Genomic DNA, 15,752 nt, shown 5'->3' with positions numbered 1-15,752 from the left:
CGGTCAATCGATCTTGCGGTCCGCAGACGACGTCACTTACTGAGGCTTGACTCCCGCCTTCTGGGCGATGTCGCGCCACTTCTCAGTGTCCTGGCGCACTGTCTCGGCCAGGGCTGCGGGACCCGTGCCTGTGGCTGTGATGCCTTGACGCAGCAGGAGTTCTTTCATCTGCGGCTCTTGAATGGTTTCATCGAAGGCTTGTGCGATACGTGTTTGTAACGCTGGGTCCATGTTGGCGGGAGCGAATAGGGCGAACCAGATGATGGCTTCAAATCCCGCGATACCGGATTCTTGTACCGTCGGTACATCGGGTAGCAACGCAGAGCGTTCTTTCGACGTCACGGCCAAGGCTTTCAGGCGGCCCGCTTTGACGGGTTCAAGCGACGTCATGACCACGTCGAGCATCATGTCTACATGCCCGCCCAGCACATCGATCAGTGCGGGGCCCGATCCGCGATAAGAAATGTGATTCAGTTTCAACCCCGCTTCTGCCGCGAAGTAAGCCCCACCCAGATGACTAGAGGAGCCCGTTCCCGCCGACGCATACGAAATCTCTTCCGGGCGTGACTGGGCCAGCTTAATGAACTCGCTTAAATTGCTTACCCCTAAATTGGGGTTGACCACAATCAGATCGGGAATGGTGCCGATCGTGGTGATCGGCGTGAAATCCTTGACGATGTCATACGGGAGATTCGCGGTGACGCTGGGGGCGATGGCGTGGCTGGTGACCGTACCTAACAACAGCGTGTAGCCGTCAGCAGGTTGACGGTGCACGTATGACGAGCCGATCATGCCCGAGGCGCCAGCGCGGTTTTCTACGATCACATGTCCGCCGGTTTTCTTGCTGACGGCGTCAGCCAGTTGCCGTGCGACAAGATCGGTCGATCCACCATTTGCATAGGGCACAATCAGTTGTATGGGTTTGCTGCCCGGCCAGCTCTCTGCGGCTTGTGCGATAGGGGCGACACAAAGTGTCGGGATTGCCAAAGCCAAGAGGCAAGCGAGGCGTTCGTTGATGCGTAACATGTATTCCCCTGAATTTTTTGTCTCCCGCCTACGTTTGGGGGAGTGTGCTTAAATAGTAGGGACGATGCCTGAGAGCGTCGACAGGGTGAAACTTATAAGCCTATAAAGCGCACGCTATGAAATCCGCCGATTTGAACCTGCTGGTGCATTTCGATGCGCTGATGACCTGCAACAGTGTGTCTCAAGCGGGGGAGTTGCTTGGGATCAGCCAACCCGCGATGAGCTCGGCGCTGAGTCGTTTGCGCTACCTGTTCAGTGATCCGTTGCTACAGCGGCAAGGCAATCGCTGGATGCCCACGCCTCGGGCACTTGAGTTGCATCGCAGCTTCCAGCCCCTGCTGCAAACATGGCGCCGTAGCACCTCGCGTGATACGGAGTTTGATCCCGCGACCACACAAAGAGTCTTTACTATCTGTGCCAGTGATTACTTGCAATTAGCGGTTTTCCCTAGGGTCTTGTCGGCTGTGCAGGCTCAGGGACCCGGAATCGGTCTGAGGTGTTTACCTCCTAAGTTGGGCGGTGCGCTGGAGATGTTGGCAGAAAATTACGTCGAACTCTACATCGGTCACTATCCCAATCCGCCGGACAACCTACGGGCGCGTTTTCTGTTTGAAGAGGCTTGTACATGTCTGGTGCGTAAGGGGCATCCCGCTTTGGCCCGCGCCTGGAATCTGGATACGTATCTTCAGTACGGGCATATCAACGCTTCGGGTTACGCCAACTACTTTAATGCTCAGGTCGATGCCGCCTTGCGTGCACAGGGGTTGCAACGCAATGTCGCGGTATTGTTAAGTAGCTATATGGCGACGCCATTTGTGGTGGCTCAGACCGACATGATCGCTACCCTGCCACTAAGTGTTGCCAGTCAATTGCAGAGCGCAGCAGACATTGAATTGTTGCCGGCACCATTACCTTTGCCACCGCTGAGCGTGTCGCTGTATTGGCATGAGCGCTATCAGAGCGACGACGCTCATGCCTGGTTGCGCCAACGGATGGGTCAAGCTTTCGACGCTAGCGCTCGTTCAACGAGATCACCGTAGGCTTGGCGGGCAACAGTGGGCGAAACGCGTTCGTCGCGCAGATCGTCGGCCAACGCGGTCAAGGCACGTGCCTGAGGTTCGCCGAAACCGCCGGCGCCCGATGTTTCAAGACACACACTCTCACCGTACGACAGACGTAAGCTGGAGGTTTTCGAAGATAAAATTTCTTCGCTACCATCCGCACGTTTGTAGACCAGTTTGGCTTGTCGCCCGTCGCCGCCTCCTAGCACCCCAGTGGCGCGGCCAGCGACATGGTTATCCGAACGTGCCGAGAAAATGATGCCATCGGCCAGTGCGCGTACCTCGCGCACGACTGCCATGCCCCCGCGCTGACGGCCTACGCCACCAGAGTCGGGTATCAAGGCGTAGCGTTCGACGCGTAAGGGGTATTCGTTTTCCAGGGCTTCCACAGGTAGGTTCGAGGAATTTGTCATGTGTACATGGACGCCGTCCATGCCGTCCATGTCGTCGCGAGCGCCAGATCCACCCGCGACCGTCTCCAGGTAGACAAAGTCCCCGGGCCGATTGGGCAATCGACCGGAGAACACGATCGCGGGGCAGACGTCGTTGCCCGACGCCATGATGCGTGCTTGCGGCAGGGCTTGGCGAAAGGCGCCGAAGATGGCGCCAGCGACTTTCTGCGCTGTCAGCGAGCGCGCACCCACTGCGGCCGGTGCGACGGGACTCACGATCGAGCCTGGTGGTGCGACAATCTCCAGCGGGGCAAACAAGCCGGAGTTTGCCGCTAGTTCGGGATCGAGCAGGGCTTTCACGGCGTAGTAAACGCATGCCTTTAGGGCACTTTCAGGCAAATTCATCGCGCCACGTGCTTGAGCGCCTGACCCCGAGAAATCGAAACGCAGGCGTGCGTCCAGAACGGTGACCGCGACTTGCAACGGGACGGGTTCGCCACCGCCCATGCCATCGTCGTCCATCATGTGCATGAAGGAGTACGTGCCAGGGTTAAGTTCGGAGATTCGACGTTCCAGGCGTGCACGGGTGTACTGAATTAAGTCTTCCACTGCGGTTAGCGCGCGTTCCAGGCCCATTTGTGCGAGCAAGCCCTGAACTGCCACGGTACCGCGTTCATTGGTGGCAACTTGCACCTTCAGGTCCAGCCAACGTTCCTCCGGGTCGCGCGTATTGCTGCAGATGAGTCGCAGCAGGTCTTCCTGAATTTCGCCTCGTTGGGCAATTCGAACGACAGGAATCCGTATGCCTTCCTCAAAGACGCTGCGCAGGCTGCCTGCGATAGAGCCTGGTACCGATCCCCCCACATCCGCGTGATGACCTACGTTGGCAGTGAAAAATGCGAGCTTGTCCTCATGGAAAACGGGCGTCACGATGTTGATATCAGGCAGATGGCTGCCACCCGCCAGATACGGATCGTTGCTGATGAAGGCGTCACCCGGTTCAATCTGTGCGGCGGGGTATTGATCAAGTACCGCCTGCATAGCGCCATTGAGTGAGCCTAAGTGCAAGGGAATCTGCGTCCCTTGAGCAACGAGTCTGCCAGTGGCATCAAACAGCGCAACCGAGCAGTCTTTACGCTCCTTGATATTGGTCGAGAACGAAGAACGCACGAGCGTGTTGTTCATGTCCTCGGTGATCGAAAGTAGGCGATTGACGAAGACCTCCATTTCAATGGGGTCACGCAGGGCAGGGGTGAGAATCGTCATGAAATTGTCCTAGGAAGCAGCGGTGGGGCTCAAACCCGCACCACGATATTGCCGAATTCGTCTACACGTGCCGATTGGCCGGGGGCGATGACGGTTGTCGAACTCATCTCCTCGAATACCGCTGGGCCTTCAAAACTAGCGCCAGCACCCAATTGATCACGGTCGTATACGCTGGTTTCGCACCAGCCGATTGCCTGGCCGAAATGGATGAGACGATGTGAAATAGGTTCGGGGATGGCCTGCTCGGCTAAGCGACGTAACGGTGCTTTGGTGACTCGGCCGATGGCTTTGGTTCGGCAATTGATGATCTCAATGGCGCGATCGGGAACCTCATAGCCATATTCGCGCATGTGCGCTTTAGCAAAGCCGAGATGGAAGGCTTCAAACGTGGCCGTCTCGTGCGCGGGCAATGCGACCTGAACTTCAAAATTCTGCCCGACATAGCGTGCATCGATCACGACTTCGTAATCGCGGTTAGCCGTATCTACACCCTCTTGCTCGAGCCAGTTGTTGGCTTCGATGCGCAGTCGGTCCAGGCGAGCGAGCACGCGTGACCATCTATCAGGCTCGATGATGGCGATTTCACTTTCGACAAAATCGAAAGAAACGTCCGTCAACAGGATGCCACGTGCACATAATGTGCCGGGCTCTTGAGGGATGATGACAGTGGGTACACCACACTCACGTGCGACATCTAGCGCATGCAGGGGGCCCGCGCCGCCGAACGCGCAGAGGGCAAACTTCGAGAGTTCGTGACCGCGCTCCGTGGATACCGAGCGAATGGCACGAGCCATGTTGGCATTGGCGATGCGGATGATGCCTTCGGCTGCCGCCTCTACGCTCAGTTCCAATGGCTCGGCGATACGGCGGGCGATGACCTCGCGCGCGGCAGCCGCGTCGACTTTCATGCGCCCCTTAAGCAGGGTGAGCGGGTTCAGGCGTTGTAGCGTGAGCATCGCGTCAGTAATGGTGGGCTCGGTACCGCCACGCGCGTAGCCAACCGGTCCGGGTGCGGCGCCTGCGCTATGGGGACCTACTTTCAGGGAGCCGGCCTCGTCGATCCAGGCAATGCTGCCACCCCCCGCACCAATCACATGGATGTCCACCATCGGCGTTTTCACGGGGTAGCCCGCCACGGAACGGCTGGATGTGAATGCCGGGCGTCCTCCCACAATCAGGGAAACGTCGGTGCTGGTGCCGCCCACATCAAAGGTGACCACATTGGGAAAGCCCACGGTGCGGCCCAGCACCGCCGTGCCTACCACGCCAGCCGCGGGGCCGGACAGACAGGTGCGTACGGGAAACTGGCGTACCGTTTGCACCGACATGAGACCGCCATTGGAATGGATCGTATGGGGCTCGTGACGGATGCCAATGTCGGCGACGCGCTCCAAAAATCGTTGCAGATAACGCTCCATCCGAGGTCCCACTGCGGCATTGAGCGTCGTGGTGGACAGACGCTCGTACTCCCGGAATTCGGGCAGTACATCGCTGGACAGACTGATATAGACATCAGGCAGTATCTCGCGCACGATGTCACGGGCGCGGCGCTCGTGATCGGGATTGCGGTACGCGTGCAGAAAGCAGATCGCGACCGCTTGTACGCCGGCGGTACGCAGGACCTCAGCGGCGGTACGTACGGCGGTTTCGTCCAAGGGCTCAAGGATTTCGCCTTGCGGCGAGATGCGCTCAGGAACCTCCTGACGTAAGGCGCGACGCACGAGCGGCGTGGGGCGCGTCACACTATAGTCGTAAAGATGGGGGCGAATTTGTCTAGCGATTTCGAGTACGTCGCGAAAGCCACGAGTGGTAATCAGCCCGCAAGATGCGACTTTTCGTTCAATGATGAGATTGGTCGCCACCGTCGTACCATGGCCGATATGCTCGATCTGGTCCGACTCTAGGCTATGTTTATCCATGAGACCCGCGATGCCTTGATGAATGGCTTCCGATGGATCGTGCGGTGTCGACGGGACCTTGAAGAAGGCGACCTCGCCGGTTTGGCTATTCACCAGCGTGAAGTCGGTGAACGTGCCTCCGACGTCTATACCGATTCTATACATGCTTTGAGTCCTTACTACGACAACTAAAGAGGACTTGATGGTAGAAGTCGAGGGGAGCCAAGAGAATAGGGTGCGGCTTATGACGTCATATGCAAGGCTTATGCTGGATCTGTGCGCGTACAAAAGCTTTTGTGTACTTGTCCTCTGAGGCGGGACGGGTTATTACGCCCATGCTACGCATAGGCGTAATAACCCGTATCTGTCTTACTGACTCGGCAGGTTTCTGGTGAGCCGCATGGTTATCGCCCTACGGCATACGCCTGCATTAACCGGGCTGTCGCCGCGGCATGCAACAAACCATCCTCATCGCGCGACGCGGCAGTCAACCGTCCGGTTGACCATTCAGGTTCTTCCTCGATGACGTGGCCACGTTCTCGCAGCGCTGCGATGACATCCGCGCCGAACGAAGTCTCCACGGCCAGATGCCCCGGTTTACGATCACGCGGATAGAACGATGACGGAAAGTGCATCGTGTGCGACATGGGCTGATCAATGGCTTCTTGCAAGTTCAAGTCATGATGGACATGACGCAGGAACATCAAGAGTTGCCACTGTTCTTGTTGATCTCCCCCTGGCGTGCCGAACACCATATAGGGTTTGCCGTCTCGCAAGGCCAGCGACGGCGTCAATGTCGTGCGGGGGCGTTTGCCCGGGGCCAGCGTGCCGGGCAAATCCGGCTCCAGCCAAAACATTTGCGCGCGCGTGTTCAGTGGGAATCCCAGCTCCGGAATGACTGGCGATGATTGGAACCAGCCACCCGATGGCGTGGCCGACACCATGTTTCCCCAACGATCAATCACATCGACATGCGTCGTGTCGCCGCGTTTGACCGAGGCTTGCATGTCAGCCAGTGTGGGTTCACTGCTTGGCGAGCCCACGGGGGTGATCTTGGACAGGCGGGACAAGACCGCCATGACCCGATTCACCTGTGCGTCGAAGCCGGGAACATGTCCTGGCCGCAGTTCGTGCGAGGCCATTTTCCCGATCAACATGCGACGTTCATCGTTATAAGCATCCGACAGCAGGTGCCCTAGTGGGACATCTACAAAAGACGGGTCGCCGTAATAGGCCTCGCGATCCGCAAAGGCCAGTTTCATGGCTTCGGTCACGAGATGAACGAACTCGGTGCTATTCGGGCCGGTTTGCCGCAGGTCGAGTCCTTTGAGCAGCGCCAGAGTCTGCAAAAATACCGGCCCCTGACTCCAGGCGCCCGCCTTGGCAACGGTATAGCCGTGATAGTCATAGGTCGCCGGCGCGTCGTAGCTGGCCGACCAGCTCGCCATGTCCTGCGCGGTCAGGACGCCACGATGCGGCGTGCCGCTTTCGTCCATGACGTCATGGTTGCGCGTGTACTGGTCGATCGCCTCCGCGACAAAGCCGCGATAAAACGCATTGCGTGCCGCATCAATCTGGCGTTCTCGGTCATTGCCCGCGGCCTCGGCTTCGCGCAATATGCGTCGCCAGGTTTCTGCCAAACGAGGATTGCGAAAGCCCTTGCGCGCTTGAGGCACGACGCCGCCAGGCAGGTACACCTCTGCCGTCGTGGGCCAGTGCGTGGTGAAAAAATCCTTCAAGCGCGTGATCGTATTGGCGATGCGTGGCATGAGGGGATGCCCCTGGTCGGCATAGTAAATCGCCGGCTCCAGCACATCGCGCACGCTCAGCGTGCCGTGGTCGCGCAGCATCAGCATCCAGGCATCGAAAGCACCGGGAATGACCGCGGGTAGCAGGCCATTGCCGGGAATCAGGCTCAGGCCTAGCGACTGATAATGCGCGAGCGTCGCGCCTGCCGGTGTCGGACCTTGGCCGCACAGTACCTCGGTACGTCCCGTGCGAACTGAATGAAAAATCACAGGGACTTCGCCGGCGGGTCCGACCAGATGGGGCTCGACGACTTGCAGGACAAAGCCTGCGGCGACGGCGGCATCAAACGCGTTGCCCCCGCGTTCCAGTAATGACATCCCGGCGCTGCTGGCGAGCCAGTGCGTCGACGTCACCACCCCAAATGATCCCATGATCTCGGGGCGGGTGGTGAACATGCGGTAGCCAGAATCGATGCTCATTTGGTTGCGATCTTCACGTTTTTCAGACGGATCAGACCGTCAGGGTAGGGGATGAAGCCTTGTACCTTGGCTTGCGTACCAAAGATCCAGGGCAGGTAGAACAGATAAATACGGGGATCGTCTTCCTGCATCTTTTGCATGGCCTGCGCATACAACTCGCGGCGTTTGGCTTCGTCGGCCACGCTGCGCGCGTCGTCCATCAGTTTGTCCATTTGTGCGTCGCAGTACTTGCCATCGTTCAAGCTGCCTTTGCAGGTGATGTACTGGTAGATGTTGCCACTGGGATCGACGCGACCGGACCAGCCCGTTTGTCCAACCTCGAAGTCGCCTTGTGGCAATGCGGATTGCAGTGAGGCAAATTCCAGGGGCTTGAGCGAGATGTCAAAGCCAGCCTCGGCCCCCATGGCTTGCACCAGCTCAAAAACTTGCTGCATGGTGGTGTTGTTGCCAAAGGTCAATTCAAATTTGACGCGGTCGTACCCGGCTTGGTTTAGTAACTCTTGTGCTTTCTTTGGGTCGCGGCCGGTACGCTCTATGCTCTTGTCGTAGGCAAAGCTGGCGGGCGGAAACGGCTGATAAGCCGGTTGAAACATGCCTTCGCCGACGACCTGGTTGATGACGTCGCGATCAATGGCCAGATCCAGCGCCTGCCGCACCCGTTTGTCTTTGGCTAACGGATTGTTGGCGCGCGCACCGTTGGCAATATTGATCGAGATGGCCTGATAACCCAGGCCTGTTACCGGCGCCAGTCGCAAGTTCGTATCTGATTTCACTGCTTGAGTATCGCTGGGTGCGATACGTTCGACGATATCCAGCCCCCCCGAGCGCAGATTATTCAGGCGTACGGTGGTGTCAGGCATCGGCGTGAAGACGACCTGATCAAAATGATAATTGTCTTTGTCCCAGTACTTGTCGAAGCGATCGAGCACGATTCGGTCGTTCTGGACACGCTCCTTGAACCTGTAGGGCCCCGAGCAAACGGGATTGCGGCCGGGTTCTTTATCAAACGTCGCCGGCGACAACATCATGCCCGCGCGATCAGAGAGCTGCGATAGCAGCGAGGCATCGCGTTGTTTCAGGCGCAGCACGACTGTACGCGCGTCGGGCGCCTCTACGCTGGCGACCGAGACGAGTTCGCTCTTGCGGTTGCTGTCGGGCAGTGTCATGGCGCGATCCAGATTCGCCTTGACCGATGCGGCATCGATGGGCGTGCCGTCATGATAGAAAGCACCGTTGCGCAGCGTAAACGTCAGCGTCAAACCATCATCGCTGGTTTTCCATGACTCGGCCAATTGCGGCACGATTTTCAGATCGGGGGAAATATCGACGAGTTTGTCGCACAGGGACGCAAACACAATACGACCGACAAATGTACGGGCGCGGACCGGGTCCAGTACGTCGGGATCATCTTGGAGCCCAATGCGCATCGTGGTTTGAGCGGTGGCGGCAGTGCTGGCAAACAAGCCGGCGGCGACCAGGGCGAGACAGAGGCTACGCATGGAAAGTCCTTTATTGAGTGATACCAACAGGACGCCGAATCGAGTGAGTCTGTACCCAGTCGTGGCGATGTCGTGAATGAGAAGATTCTACTTCTGACGGGGGGGGCAAGCGGCCATTGTGCGATACCGTCTCCCCATGCTCTGCAATCAACTCGGTCATCGATTATTTCTTTATTCGGTAATAAATGGCCTTACGGCTGCGGGCGACGGTATTGTTTTCTAATTGGGAAATTATTGACATTTGATCGTTTTTGCTCTAAAAATTTCCTTATTCGGAAATTTTCCCAAAAGAAACTATGGCACGTTCGCTGTCGGTACCCGGAGCTCGGCCTAGCCCGCAAGTCAATGACTTGCGGGCGCTTGGCACACTCATTCGCCACCGTCGGCTAACGCTGGCTCTGCGGATTGACGATGCGGCGCACGCGTGTGGTGTTGCGCCCAGTGTGCTGTCACGCTTGGAAAATGGTGGCGCTGTCGGTACGGATCGCCTGCTTCGCATTCTGGCTGGGTTGGGGTTGACGATGGCAGTGGCCACGAACGATGAAACGGTACTCCTGCCGCCCGACGGTCGAGCGGAAAGTTTCCAATCGTGGTCTGACGCGGTGAGTTATTTCAAATCGTACCCGTCCCCTATCCGGGGGGGTAAACCATGACGCAGCACATCCTCCACGTCTGTACACAGGACAGCCCGGTAGGGCAACTCACGTTCGACCCACTCGAGAACCGCTACGGTTTTCGCTATTATCCATCTTGGATGGCATCTCGAGATAGGTTCTACTTGTCTCCTGCTATTGCGCTAGATCGTGAGCCGGACAACCCAGGGTCTGTGCAACGCTTCCTCGGGAATCTTCTACCCGAAGGTCGCGTTTTAGACATCATCTCAGCTACCGAGCAGATTTCTAAGAGCAATATTTTTGGGCTGATTCGGGCATTGGGCAAAGAACCCGTAGGCGCCTTTAGTTTCATGGCACTCGATGCTGACGAGGAACAATTGACGCGCGAAATCCGGGCGCAGCAGCAAGAGGCAGTACGTCGTCCTGTCTGCGATGACGAGTTGAGTGATCGTATAAGAAAACGTGATCTGATGCCATTTCCTATTTGGGACGGCAAGGTCAGGCTATCCCTGGCAGGCTATCAGGACAAACTGCAGGTGTTGGTCGAAGGTGACAGTCTCTCGCTGGTAGATGGCTCGCTGAACTCATCTCATCTTCTCAAGCCGGAGTCACTAAATCCCAATACTCCTCATCTAGTGGCCAATGAGCATTTCTGCATGACACTGGCGCGGCTGATGACGCTGCCCGTCGCACCAGTCAGTATTCGGCGCATCCCGGACCCTATCTTGCTCATAGAGCGATTCGACCGGAAAATCGTGTGGAACGAGGACAGGCCGAATACGGCGAAAGCAGTCTTGCGGCAGCATGTTATCGATGGATGTCAGGCAGTCGATCTGCCCGTCGACTACAAATATGAACGCAACTTCGGCAGCAATCGGGATGTGCGGAATATCCGGGAGGGCGTCAGCTTTGCTCGCCTATTCGCTTTACTGGACAAAACCACTGCCGATAGCAAGATGGTGGTGAGTGCTGGCGCCGAGGCACGCCAGTTTATGCTGCGCTGGGCTGTGCTGAACTTGTTGCTCGGCAATAGCGACGCGCACGGAAAGAATCTTTCATTTTTTGTCCGGCCCTCCGGCCTCGCGCCTGCACCGCTTTACGATCTGGTCTCTGTCTGCACGTATGATGAGAAATCCATCTCTCATGAGTTAGCGATGGCCTATGGGGACGATTTTCGGATCGAGGACATCATGCCTTTTTCCCTGGCAGATTTTGCTTATAGGACCAATACGCCTGCCTTGCAGCTGGTGCGCGAGATTCGGCGTCTCGCGTCTTCTGCAATGCGCTTGGCACCGCAGCTTGCCAAGTCTGACGTCTATGTTGGCGAGGAATGTGATTTGGTGCAAAGAATTTCCGAGTTCATCGTAAATCAAGCGAAGCGTCTGATGGCCATAGCGCAGGAAATTCCGAAGGTCAATACGGCGTTGTTGCGTGAGTGACCAGCCCATGCGAGTCCAGGTATTTTCAGCTCCATTTGGATGCTTGAGTTCCGTACCCGCACACGGCGTCCCGCAAGGGGCGCCGTTTTTGGGTGACCAGGCGCTCGCGCTGTAGTGAAAAAAGACTGAGCTCAGCCTGGGCGATCAGATCACAACATATTCAACGGCAGTTTCAGGTAACGAACGCCATTGTCTTCCGGTGGGGGTAATCGCCCGCCTTGCATGTTGACCTGAATGGACGGAATCAGTAGTTTGGGCATAGACAGTGTGGCGTCGCGTTTTTCACGCATCGCTACGAATGTCTGTTCGTCGATGCCCTCATGGGCGTGGATGTTTGCGCCGCGCTGCGCCGCTATGGTGGTTTCCCAGACGTACTCGTCCCGTCCCGGCGCTTTGTAGTCGTGGCAGACAAAGACGCGGGTGGCATCGGGTAGCGCGAGAAGGCGTTGGATCGATCGATAAAGCGTCGTGGCGTCTCCGCCGGGGAAATCACAACGCGCAGTCCCGTAGTCCGGCATGAACAGGGTGTCGCCGGTGAAGACGGCATCGCCGATCACATAGGCCATGCATGCGGGTGTATGGCCGGGGACGTGCAAAGCGATGCCTTGCAGGCCACCAATTTCGAACGTGCCTCCGTCCTCGAATAACAGGTCAAACTGCCGGCCATCGCGAGCGAACTCGGACCCCGCGTTGAAGATTTTGCCGAACACATTTTGTACCGTGATGATGTGTTTCCCGATGGCCAGTCGACCTCCCAGCTGTTCGACAAGCAGGGGTGCGGCGGAGAGATGGTCCGCGTGGGCATGCGTCTCTAGCACCCACTGCGTTTGCAGAGCGTGCGCCGTGACATAGTCGGCGATTCGCGTGGCAGACGTCTCGGTCGTGCGACCGCTGGCATAGTCGAAGTCGAGCACACTGTCGATGATCGCGCAGGCATTGCCGCCTGGGTCGCGCACAATGTGGCTGGCGGTGTAGGTATCGGGATCAAAAAAAGAATGGATCTCCGGGCGCGGTATCTCACCACGCAGCGTACGCTGTACGATCGCAGTTGCGATATCCAGCGCGTCATCCAGGATTCGGGTCGTCATTTTTCTGCCCCCGCGAGTTGACGGATAGCCATTATTGCCTGATTTTGCCACCCTAACACCGAGATGTCCTCATGCAGTTCCCCCGCAGCGCCTCAACTAACGCAACGCCACTGGCCGGTATCGCCTGCGTGTCCGTGGGTATTCTGTTTTTGACCTGCAGTGATGCGCTGGCCAAGTGGGTCGGACAGTATTACAGCCCGGTACAGCTCCTGTTTCTACGCGCGGCGATCGCTTTTCCGGTGGTTTTCGTACTGGTCGTGGCGTTGGGCGGACGACGTGCGCTGCGGTCGCGTCATCTGGGACTGCATCTGGTGCGTGGCGCGATCAATATTATTTCGGCGTCGTTTTTCTATCTGAGTTTGCAATCGCTGCCTTTGGCCGAGGCAATCGCGATCGCATTTTCCGCGCCATTATTTGTCACGGCACTATCAGTGCTGGTATTAAAGGAGCGTGTGGACGGAGCTCGTTGGTTGGCGGTCGCGGCGGGTTTTGCCGGGGTGTTGGTGATTGTTCGCCCCGGTGCGGCCAGCTTTCAGGTGGCGGCGCTGCTGCCACTGGCGACGGCGGCGTTGTATGCCGTCATGATGTTGACCTCTCGAGCGATTGGGGCAGCCGAAAGCATGCTCACGACTACGTTGTATATCGTGGTCGGTCAACTGGTCTGCAGCGCGGTTGTGGTGCCCGCGTTCTGGACGCCGCCGCAGTGGTCTGATTGGCCGTACTTTGCGGGAATCGCGCTATTTAGCACGCTCGGCCTTACCTTTATTACGCAAGGTTTTCGCATCGGGCCGGCATCGGTGGTCGCCCCATTTGATTACACCGGATTGTTGTGGGCATCTTTGCTGGGTTGGATGGTGTGGCAAGATACCCCCGATGTCCACGACAGCCTCGGGGCGGCGTTCATCGTCGGCAGCGGGTTGTATATCGCGTGGCGTGAAACCCGGCCAATCAACAAGCGAAACGCTTAAATTGCTTCCTGCTGTTTTGCGTGTTCATCGGCTCTCAAAAAAGGTGCAGTATGGGTGTTCAGTCGTACTGTCGGTCAGTAAGCGCATAGTTTCCGCCAGCATGGTTTACTCACGCGCAGGGTCTCTGATCACTTTTGCCGTGCCTTGGGTTTGAATGTGCGCATATCTGTCGAGCTCTCGTTCCACGTCGACAGAAAAGGGAACCAGCTTGTCCTTCACTGCGCGGGCATTATCTTTAAGCGTGGCCGGATCGGGTAACGCTTCGCGGGTAGCCACGATAACGCGATTGCCTTGCCGCAGGTTGAAGAACGGCCCGAATACGTGAGCGTAGGTTGCCGACTCTTGTTCGTATAGGTCGCTGTTTGTGAACGTGTTCGCGACGACGACGCCATCGATTTTTAGAATGGCCTTGACATGCTCCAGAAACTCGACCGTCATCAAGTGCCGTGGAACGTAGTCGACATCAAAGGCATCCAGCAGAACCATGTCGTATTGTTGTCCTGTCCGATGGGCGTTTTCGATAAAAAGGCGCCCATCCTCCAGGAATAGCCGTTGCTTGGGGCCGGGACGATAGTCAAAGTACTCCTTGGCCACGCGTGCGACGCCAGGGTCGATTTCCGCGGTGTCGATGGTGGCTTCGGGCAGGAGCTTGGCTAATGTTTTTTGCAGGCTGGCGCCACCCAAACCGACGATGAGGATGTGCTGGGGCCTGGGATGGACGAACAACGCGCTGATCATCATGCGCGTGTAGGAAAATACCAAGGCATCAGGGTGCCGTATATCCATGCAGGTTTGTCGGCCCAGGTCGGTGACGGAATTGAAATTCAGGCAGCGTTCGCCATTGTCTTCGAAGACCAGGATTTTGCCGAAAGGCGATGGCTCGCTATGCAATAACCGGGGTTCGGCGTACACCGCTAGCGAGAGCAGCAGCGCAGCGAACCCGGTTATGAGGCGTGAGACGAGGAGGGGACAAGCGCTTGGCATGATAGGGTGTGACCAGGGGAATTCGTCTCATCATAAGACGCTTTGGGCGGTTGGCGATCCATCTCCTCATGCCGCGTGGCGAGATAGGCTCCTCGTGATGCCTATGCCGCTTTAGAACTGGTGGCGAATGCCGACACCTGCGGCCGTGCTCTTCAGACCGTCGATGAAGGCATAGTCTTTACCGTACGAACCATAGGCATACAGGTTGGTGCGCTTGGACAGATCGTAGGTGTAACCCACGCTCCATACGTTCATGGTGGAGTCACCTCCGGTCAGGCGATCATTGGACGGGTCCACCCGTTGCCACGAAGCAAACACGTTGCTGGCGCCGCCAATGGGCACGGTCGCGCCAACCATGTACGAATTGGCTTTGAAGCCGTCTACGAAGCGGTTCGAGCCCAACTCATTGCTGAACGGCGTGCCGGAGTCCAAGTCCTGCCCGGTGAACCAGCCGTCGGTGGTGCGGCCGTAGGCGGCTGCCAGTTTCAGGACTTCGAAATCGTACGTGATGCCGGCCGCATACTGGCGAGGTGTCGCGTCATTGTCGATGCTAGAACTGCTGTTGCTGCCGTTGAGTTGATCGTAAGTCAGGGTGACGTTCAGCGGACCATTCAGATAGCGCAGGCCAGCGGTGATGCCGCGGGTATTGTCGGCGGTACGAAAGCCGGTCTGGTCGCTGTTGTTGTCGTCAACGTTGAACGAATAGCCCACGCCCAGTTCAAACCCGCTCATCGATGGGGTGCGGTACATCACCATGTTGTCCCAACGTGTGGTGTTGGCAGCACTAAAGCCCAGGCCCAGGTTGGATTGGGTGTAGCTGGTATAGAAAGGATCGATGTCAGCCAGGTACTTGGAGGACATGTTGGTCTGACGGCCGAATTCCAGGCTGCCCCAGCTGTCGTTGGCCAAGCCGATGGTAGCCTGGCGGCCGAACAGTCGACCATTTTGTGCGCTGTTGCCGTCGCTTGAATCAAAGCCGCTTTCCACTTGGAAGATGGCTCGCAGACCATCACCCAGGTCTTCGGAGCCACGCAAACCCCAGCGCGAACCAGCCTGGATGCCGTTGATCATGCCGATGCGACTGCCGCTATAACCCGGTCCCTTGATCTTGTTGTAGCCGATACCGGTGTCGATGACACCATAGAGAGTGACCGACGTCTCTGCCTGGGCGGCGCCTGCGAAAGCTGCCAGCAGGGCCGTGGCGAGTAGCGTCTTTTTCTTCATAAGGGGATTCTCCGTTGAATTAGAAAACAGAGATGACGACGCAGAGCGGTCGGGCTGCTTTGCGA

Annotated in this window: 12 protein-coding genes; 4 read left to right on the top strand and 8 right to left on the bottom strand. The window is 57.5% G+C overall.

Features of this window, described 5'->3' with window-relative positions:
- Window positions 1-36: 36 nt before the first annotated feature.
- Window positions 37-1,026 (bottom strand): Bug family tripartite tricarboxylate transporter substrate binding protein, encoded by a 990-nt coding sequence (locus tag ACNAZS_RS24820; protein WP_415793217.1) that lies wholly within the window; start codon window positions 1,024-1,026, stop codon window positions 37-39.
- A gap of 116 nt (window positions 1,027-1,142) precedes the next feature.
- Between ACNAZS_RS24820 and ACNAZS_RS24815 the strand changes: the two genes are divergently transcribed.
- Entirely contained in the window at window positions 1,143-2,066 is a 924-nt protein-coding gene (locus ACNAZS_RS24815) for a LysR family transcriptional regulator (RefSeq protein ID WP_415793215.1), read from the top strand.
- Here ACNAZS_RS24815 and ACNAZS_RS24810 read toward each other — a convergent pair.
- The 4 genes from ACNAZS_RS24810 to ACNAZS_RS24795 all read right to left on the bottom strand — a co-directional run bounded on the left by ACNAZS_RS24810 (window position 2,024) and on the right by ACNAZS_RS24795 (window position 9,370).
- The gene (locus tag ACNAZS_RS24810) at window positions 2,024-3,745 is read right to left on the bottom strand and encodes a hydantoinase B/oxoprolinase family protein (protein WP_415793214.1); all 1,722 of its coding nucleotides are present in this window, start codon (window positions 3,743-3,745) and stop codon (window positions 2,024-2,026) included. The two genes, ACNAZS_RS24815 and ACNAZS_RS24810, sit on opposite strands and share 43 nt — an antisense overlap.
- A 29-nt stretch (window positions 3,746-3,774) precedes the next feature.
- Window positions 3,775-5,808 (bottom strand): hydantoinase/oxoprolinase family protein, encoded by a 2,034-nt coding sequence (locus ACNAZS_RS24805; protein ID WP_415793212.1) that lies wholly within the window; start codon window positions 5,806-5,808, stop codon window positions 3,775-3,777.
- Between the two features lie 239 nt (window positions 5,809-6,047).
- Window positions 6,048-7,847, bottom strand: coding sequence for a gamma-glutamyltransferase family protein (locus tag ACNAZS_RS24800; protein WP_415793266.1), 1,800 nt, complete (start codon window positions 7,845-7,847; stop codon window positions 6,048-6,050).
- A gap of 20 nt (window positions 7,848-7,867) precedes the next feature.
- On the bottom strand, window positions 7,868-9,370 hold the full coding sequence (locus ACNAZS_RS24795) for an ABC transporter substrate-binding protein (protein ID WP_415793211.1): 1,503 nt from the start codon (window positions 9,368-9,370) through the stop codon (window positions 7,868-7,870).
- Window positions 9,371-9,666: 296 nt separating this feature from the next.
- Between ACNAZS_RS24795 and ACNAZS_RS24790 the strand changes: the two genes are divergently transcribed.
- Both ACNAZS_RS24790 and ACNAZS_RS24785 read left to right on the top strand, forming a co-directional pair.
- The gene (locus tag ACNAZS_RS24790; protein ID WP_415793210.1) at window positions 9,667-10,023 is read left to right on the top strand and encodes a helix-turn-helix domain-containing protein; all 357 of its coding nucleotides are present in this window, start codon (window positions 9,667-9,669) and stop codon (window positions 10,021-10,023) included.
- Window positions 10,020-11,423: a HipA domain-containing protein gene (locus tag ACNAZS_RS24785; RefSeq protein ID WP_415793209.1), complete on the top strand. Its 1,404-nt coding sequence runs from the start codon at window positions 10,020-10,022 to the stop codon at window positions 11,421-11,423. Before ACNAZS_RS24790 ends, ACNAZS_RS24785 begins: the two co-directional genes overlap by 4 nt.
- Window positions 11,424-11,572: 149 nt before the next feature.
- Here the strand turns inward: ACNAZS_RS24785 and ACNAZS_RS24780 are convergent, their stop codons facing one another.
- Entirely contained in the window at window positions 11,573-12,511 is a 939-nt protein-coding gene (locus tag ACNAZS_RS24780; protein ID WP_415793208.1) for an MBL fold metallo-hydrolase, read from the bottom strand.
- A 71-nt stretch (window positions 12,512-12,582) separates the two neighbouring features.
- On the opposite strand from ACNAZS_RS24780, the gene ACNAZS_RS24775 reads away from it, so the two are divergent.
- Complete coding sequence (locus ACNAZS_RS24775) at window positions 12,583-13,479, top strand: DMT family transporter (RefSeq protein WP_415793207.1); 897 nt, start codon at window positions 12,583-12,585, stop codon at window positions 13,477-13,479.
- Between the two features lie 105 nt (window positions 13,480-13,584).
- Here ACNAZS_RS24775 and ACNAZS_RS24770 read toward each other — a convergent pair whose 3' ends face one another.
- Window positions 13,585-14,463: a spermidine synthase gene (locus tag ACNAZS_RS24770; RefSeq protein WP_415793206.1), complete on the bottom strand. Its 879-nt coding sequence runs from the start codon at window positions 14,461-14,463 to the stop codon at window positions 13,585-13,587.
- Between the two features lie 111 nt (window positions 14,464-14,574).
- Entirely contained in the window at window positions 14,575-15,687 is a 1,113-nt protein-coding gene (locus tag ACNAZS_RS24765; RefSeq protein ID WP_415793205.1) for a porin, read from the bottom strand.
- Window positions 15,688-15,752: the final 65 nt, after the last annotated feature.

Source organism: Bordetella tumulicola (assembly GCF_965138755.1).
Taxonomy (GTDB): Bacteria; Pseudomonadota; Gammaproteobacteria; order Burkholderiales; family Burkholderiaceae_B; genus Bordetella_A; species Bordetella_A tumulicola.
Note: the sequence above shows the minus strand (reverse complement) of the source record. Positions and strands in the feature narration are given on the sequence as shown.

Excerpts from the sequence above, each read along its gene's own strand:
- ACNAZS_RS24820 (WP_415793217.1), bottom strand. The coding sequence starts at position 1,026 with ATGTTACGCATCAACGAACGCCTCGCTTGCCTCTTGGCTTTGGCAATC.
- ACNAZS_RS24815 (WP_415793215.1), top strand. The coding sequence starts at position 1,143 with ATGAAATCCGCCGATTTGAACCTGCTGGTGCATTTCGATGCGCTGATG.
- ACNAZS_RS24810 (WP_415793214.1), bottom strand. The coding sequence starts at position 3,745 with ATGACGATTCTCACCCCTGCCCTGCGTGACCCCATTGAAATGGAGGTC.
- ACNAZS_RS24805 (WP_415793212.1), bottom strand. The coding sequence starts at position 5,808 with ATGTATAGAATCGGTATAGACGTCGGAGGCACGTTCACCGACTTCACG.
- ACNAZS_RS24800 (WP_415793266.1), bottom strand. The coding sequence starts at position 7,847 with ATGTTCACCACCCGCCCCGAGATCATGGGATCATTTGGGGTGGTGACG.
- ACNAZS_RS24795 (WP_415793211.1), bottom strand. The coding sequence starts at position 9,370 with ATGCGTAGCCTCTGTCTCGCCCTGGTCGCCGCCGGCTTGTTTGCCAGC.
- ACNAZS_RS24790 (WP_415793210.1), top strand. The coding sequence starts at position 9,667 with ATGGCACGTTCGCTGTCGGTACCCGGAGCTCGGCCTAGCCCGCAAGTC.
- ACNAZS_RS24785 (WP_415793209.1), top strand. The coding sequence starts at position 10,020 with ATGACGCAGCACATCCTCCACGTCTGTACACAGGACAGCCCGGTAGGG.
- ACNAZS_RS24780 (WP_415793208.1), bottom strand. The coding sequence starts at position 12,511 with ATGACGACCCGAATCCTGGATGACGCGCTGGATATCGCAACTGCGATC.
- ACNAZS_RS24775 (WP_415793207.1), top strand. The coding sequence starts at position 12,583 with ATGCAGTTCCCCCGCAGCGCCTCAACTAACGCAACGCCACTGGCCGGT.
- ACNAZS_RS24770 (WP_415793206.1), bottom strand. The coding sequence starts at position 14,463 with ATGCCAAGCGCTTGTCCCCTCCTCGTCTCACGCCTCATAACCGGGTTC.
- ACNAZS_RS24765 (WP_415793205.1), bottom strand. The coding sequence starts at position 15,687 with ATGAAGAAAAAGACGCTACTCGCCACGGCCCTGCTGGCAGCTTTCGCA.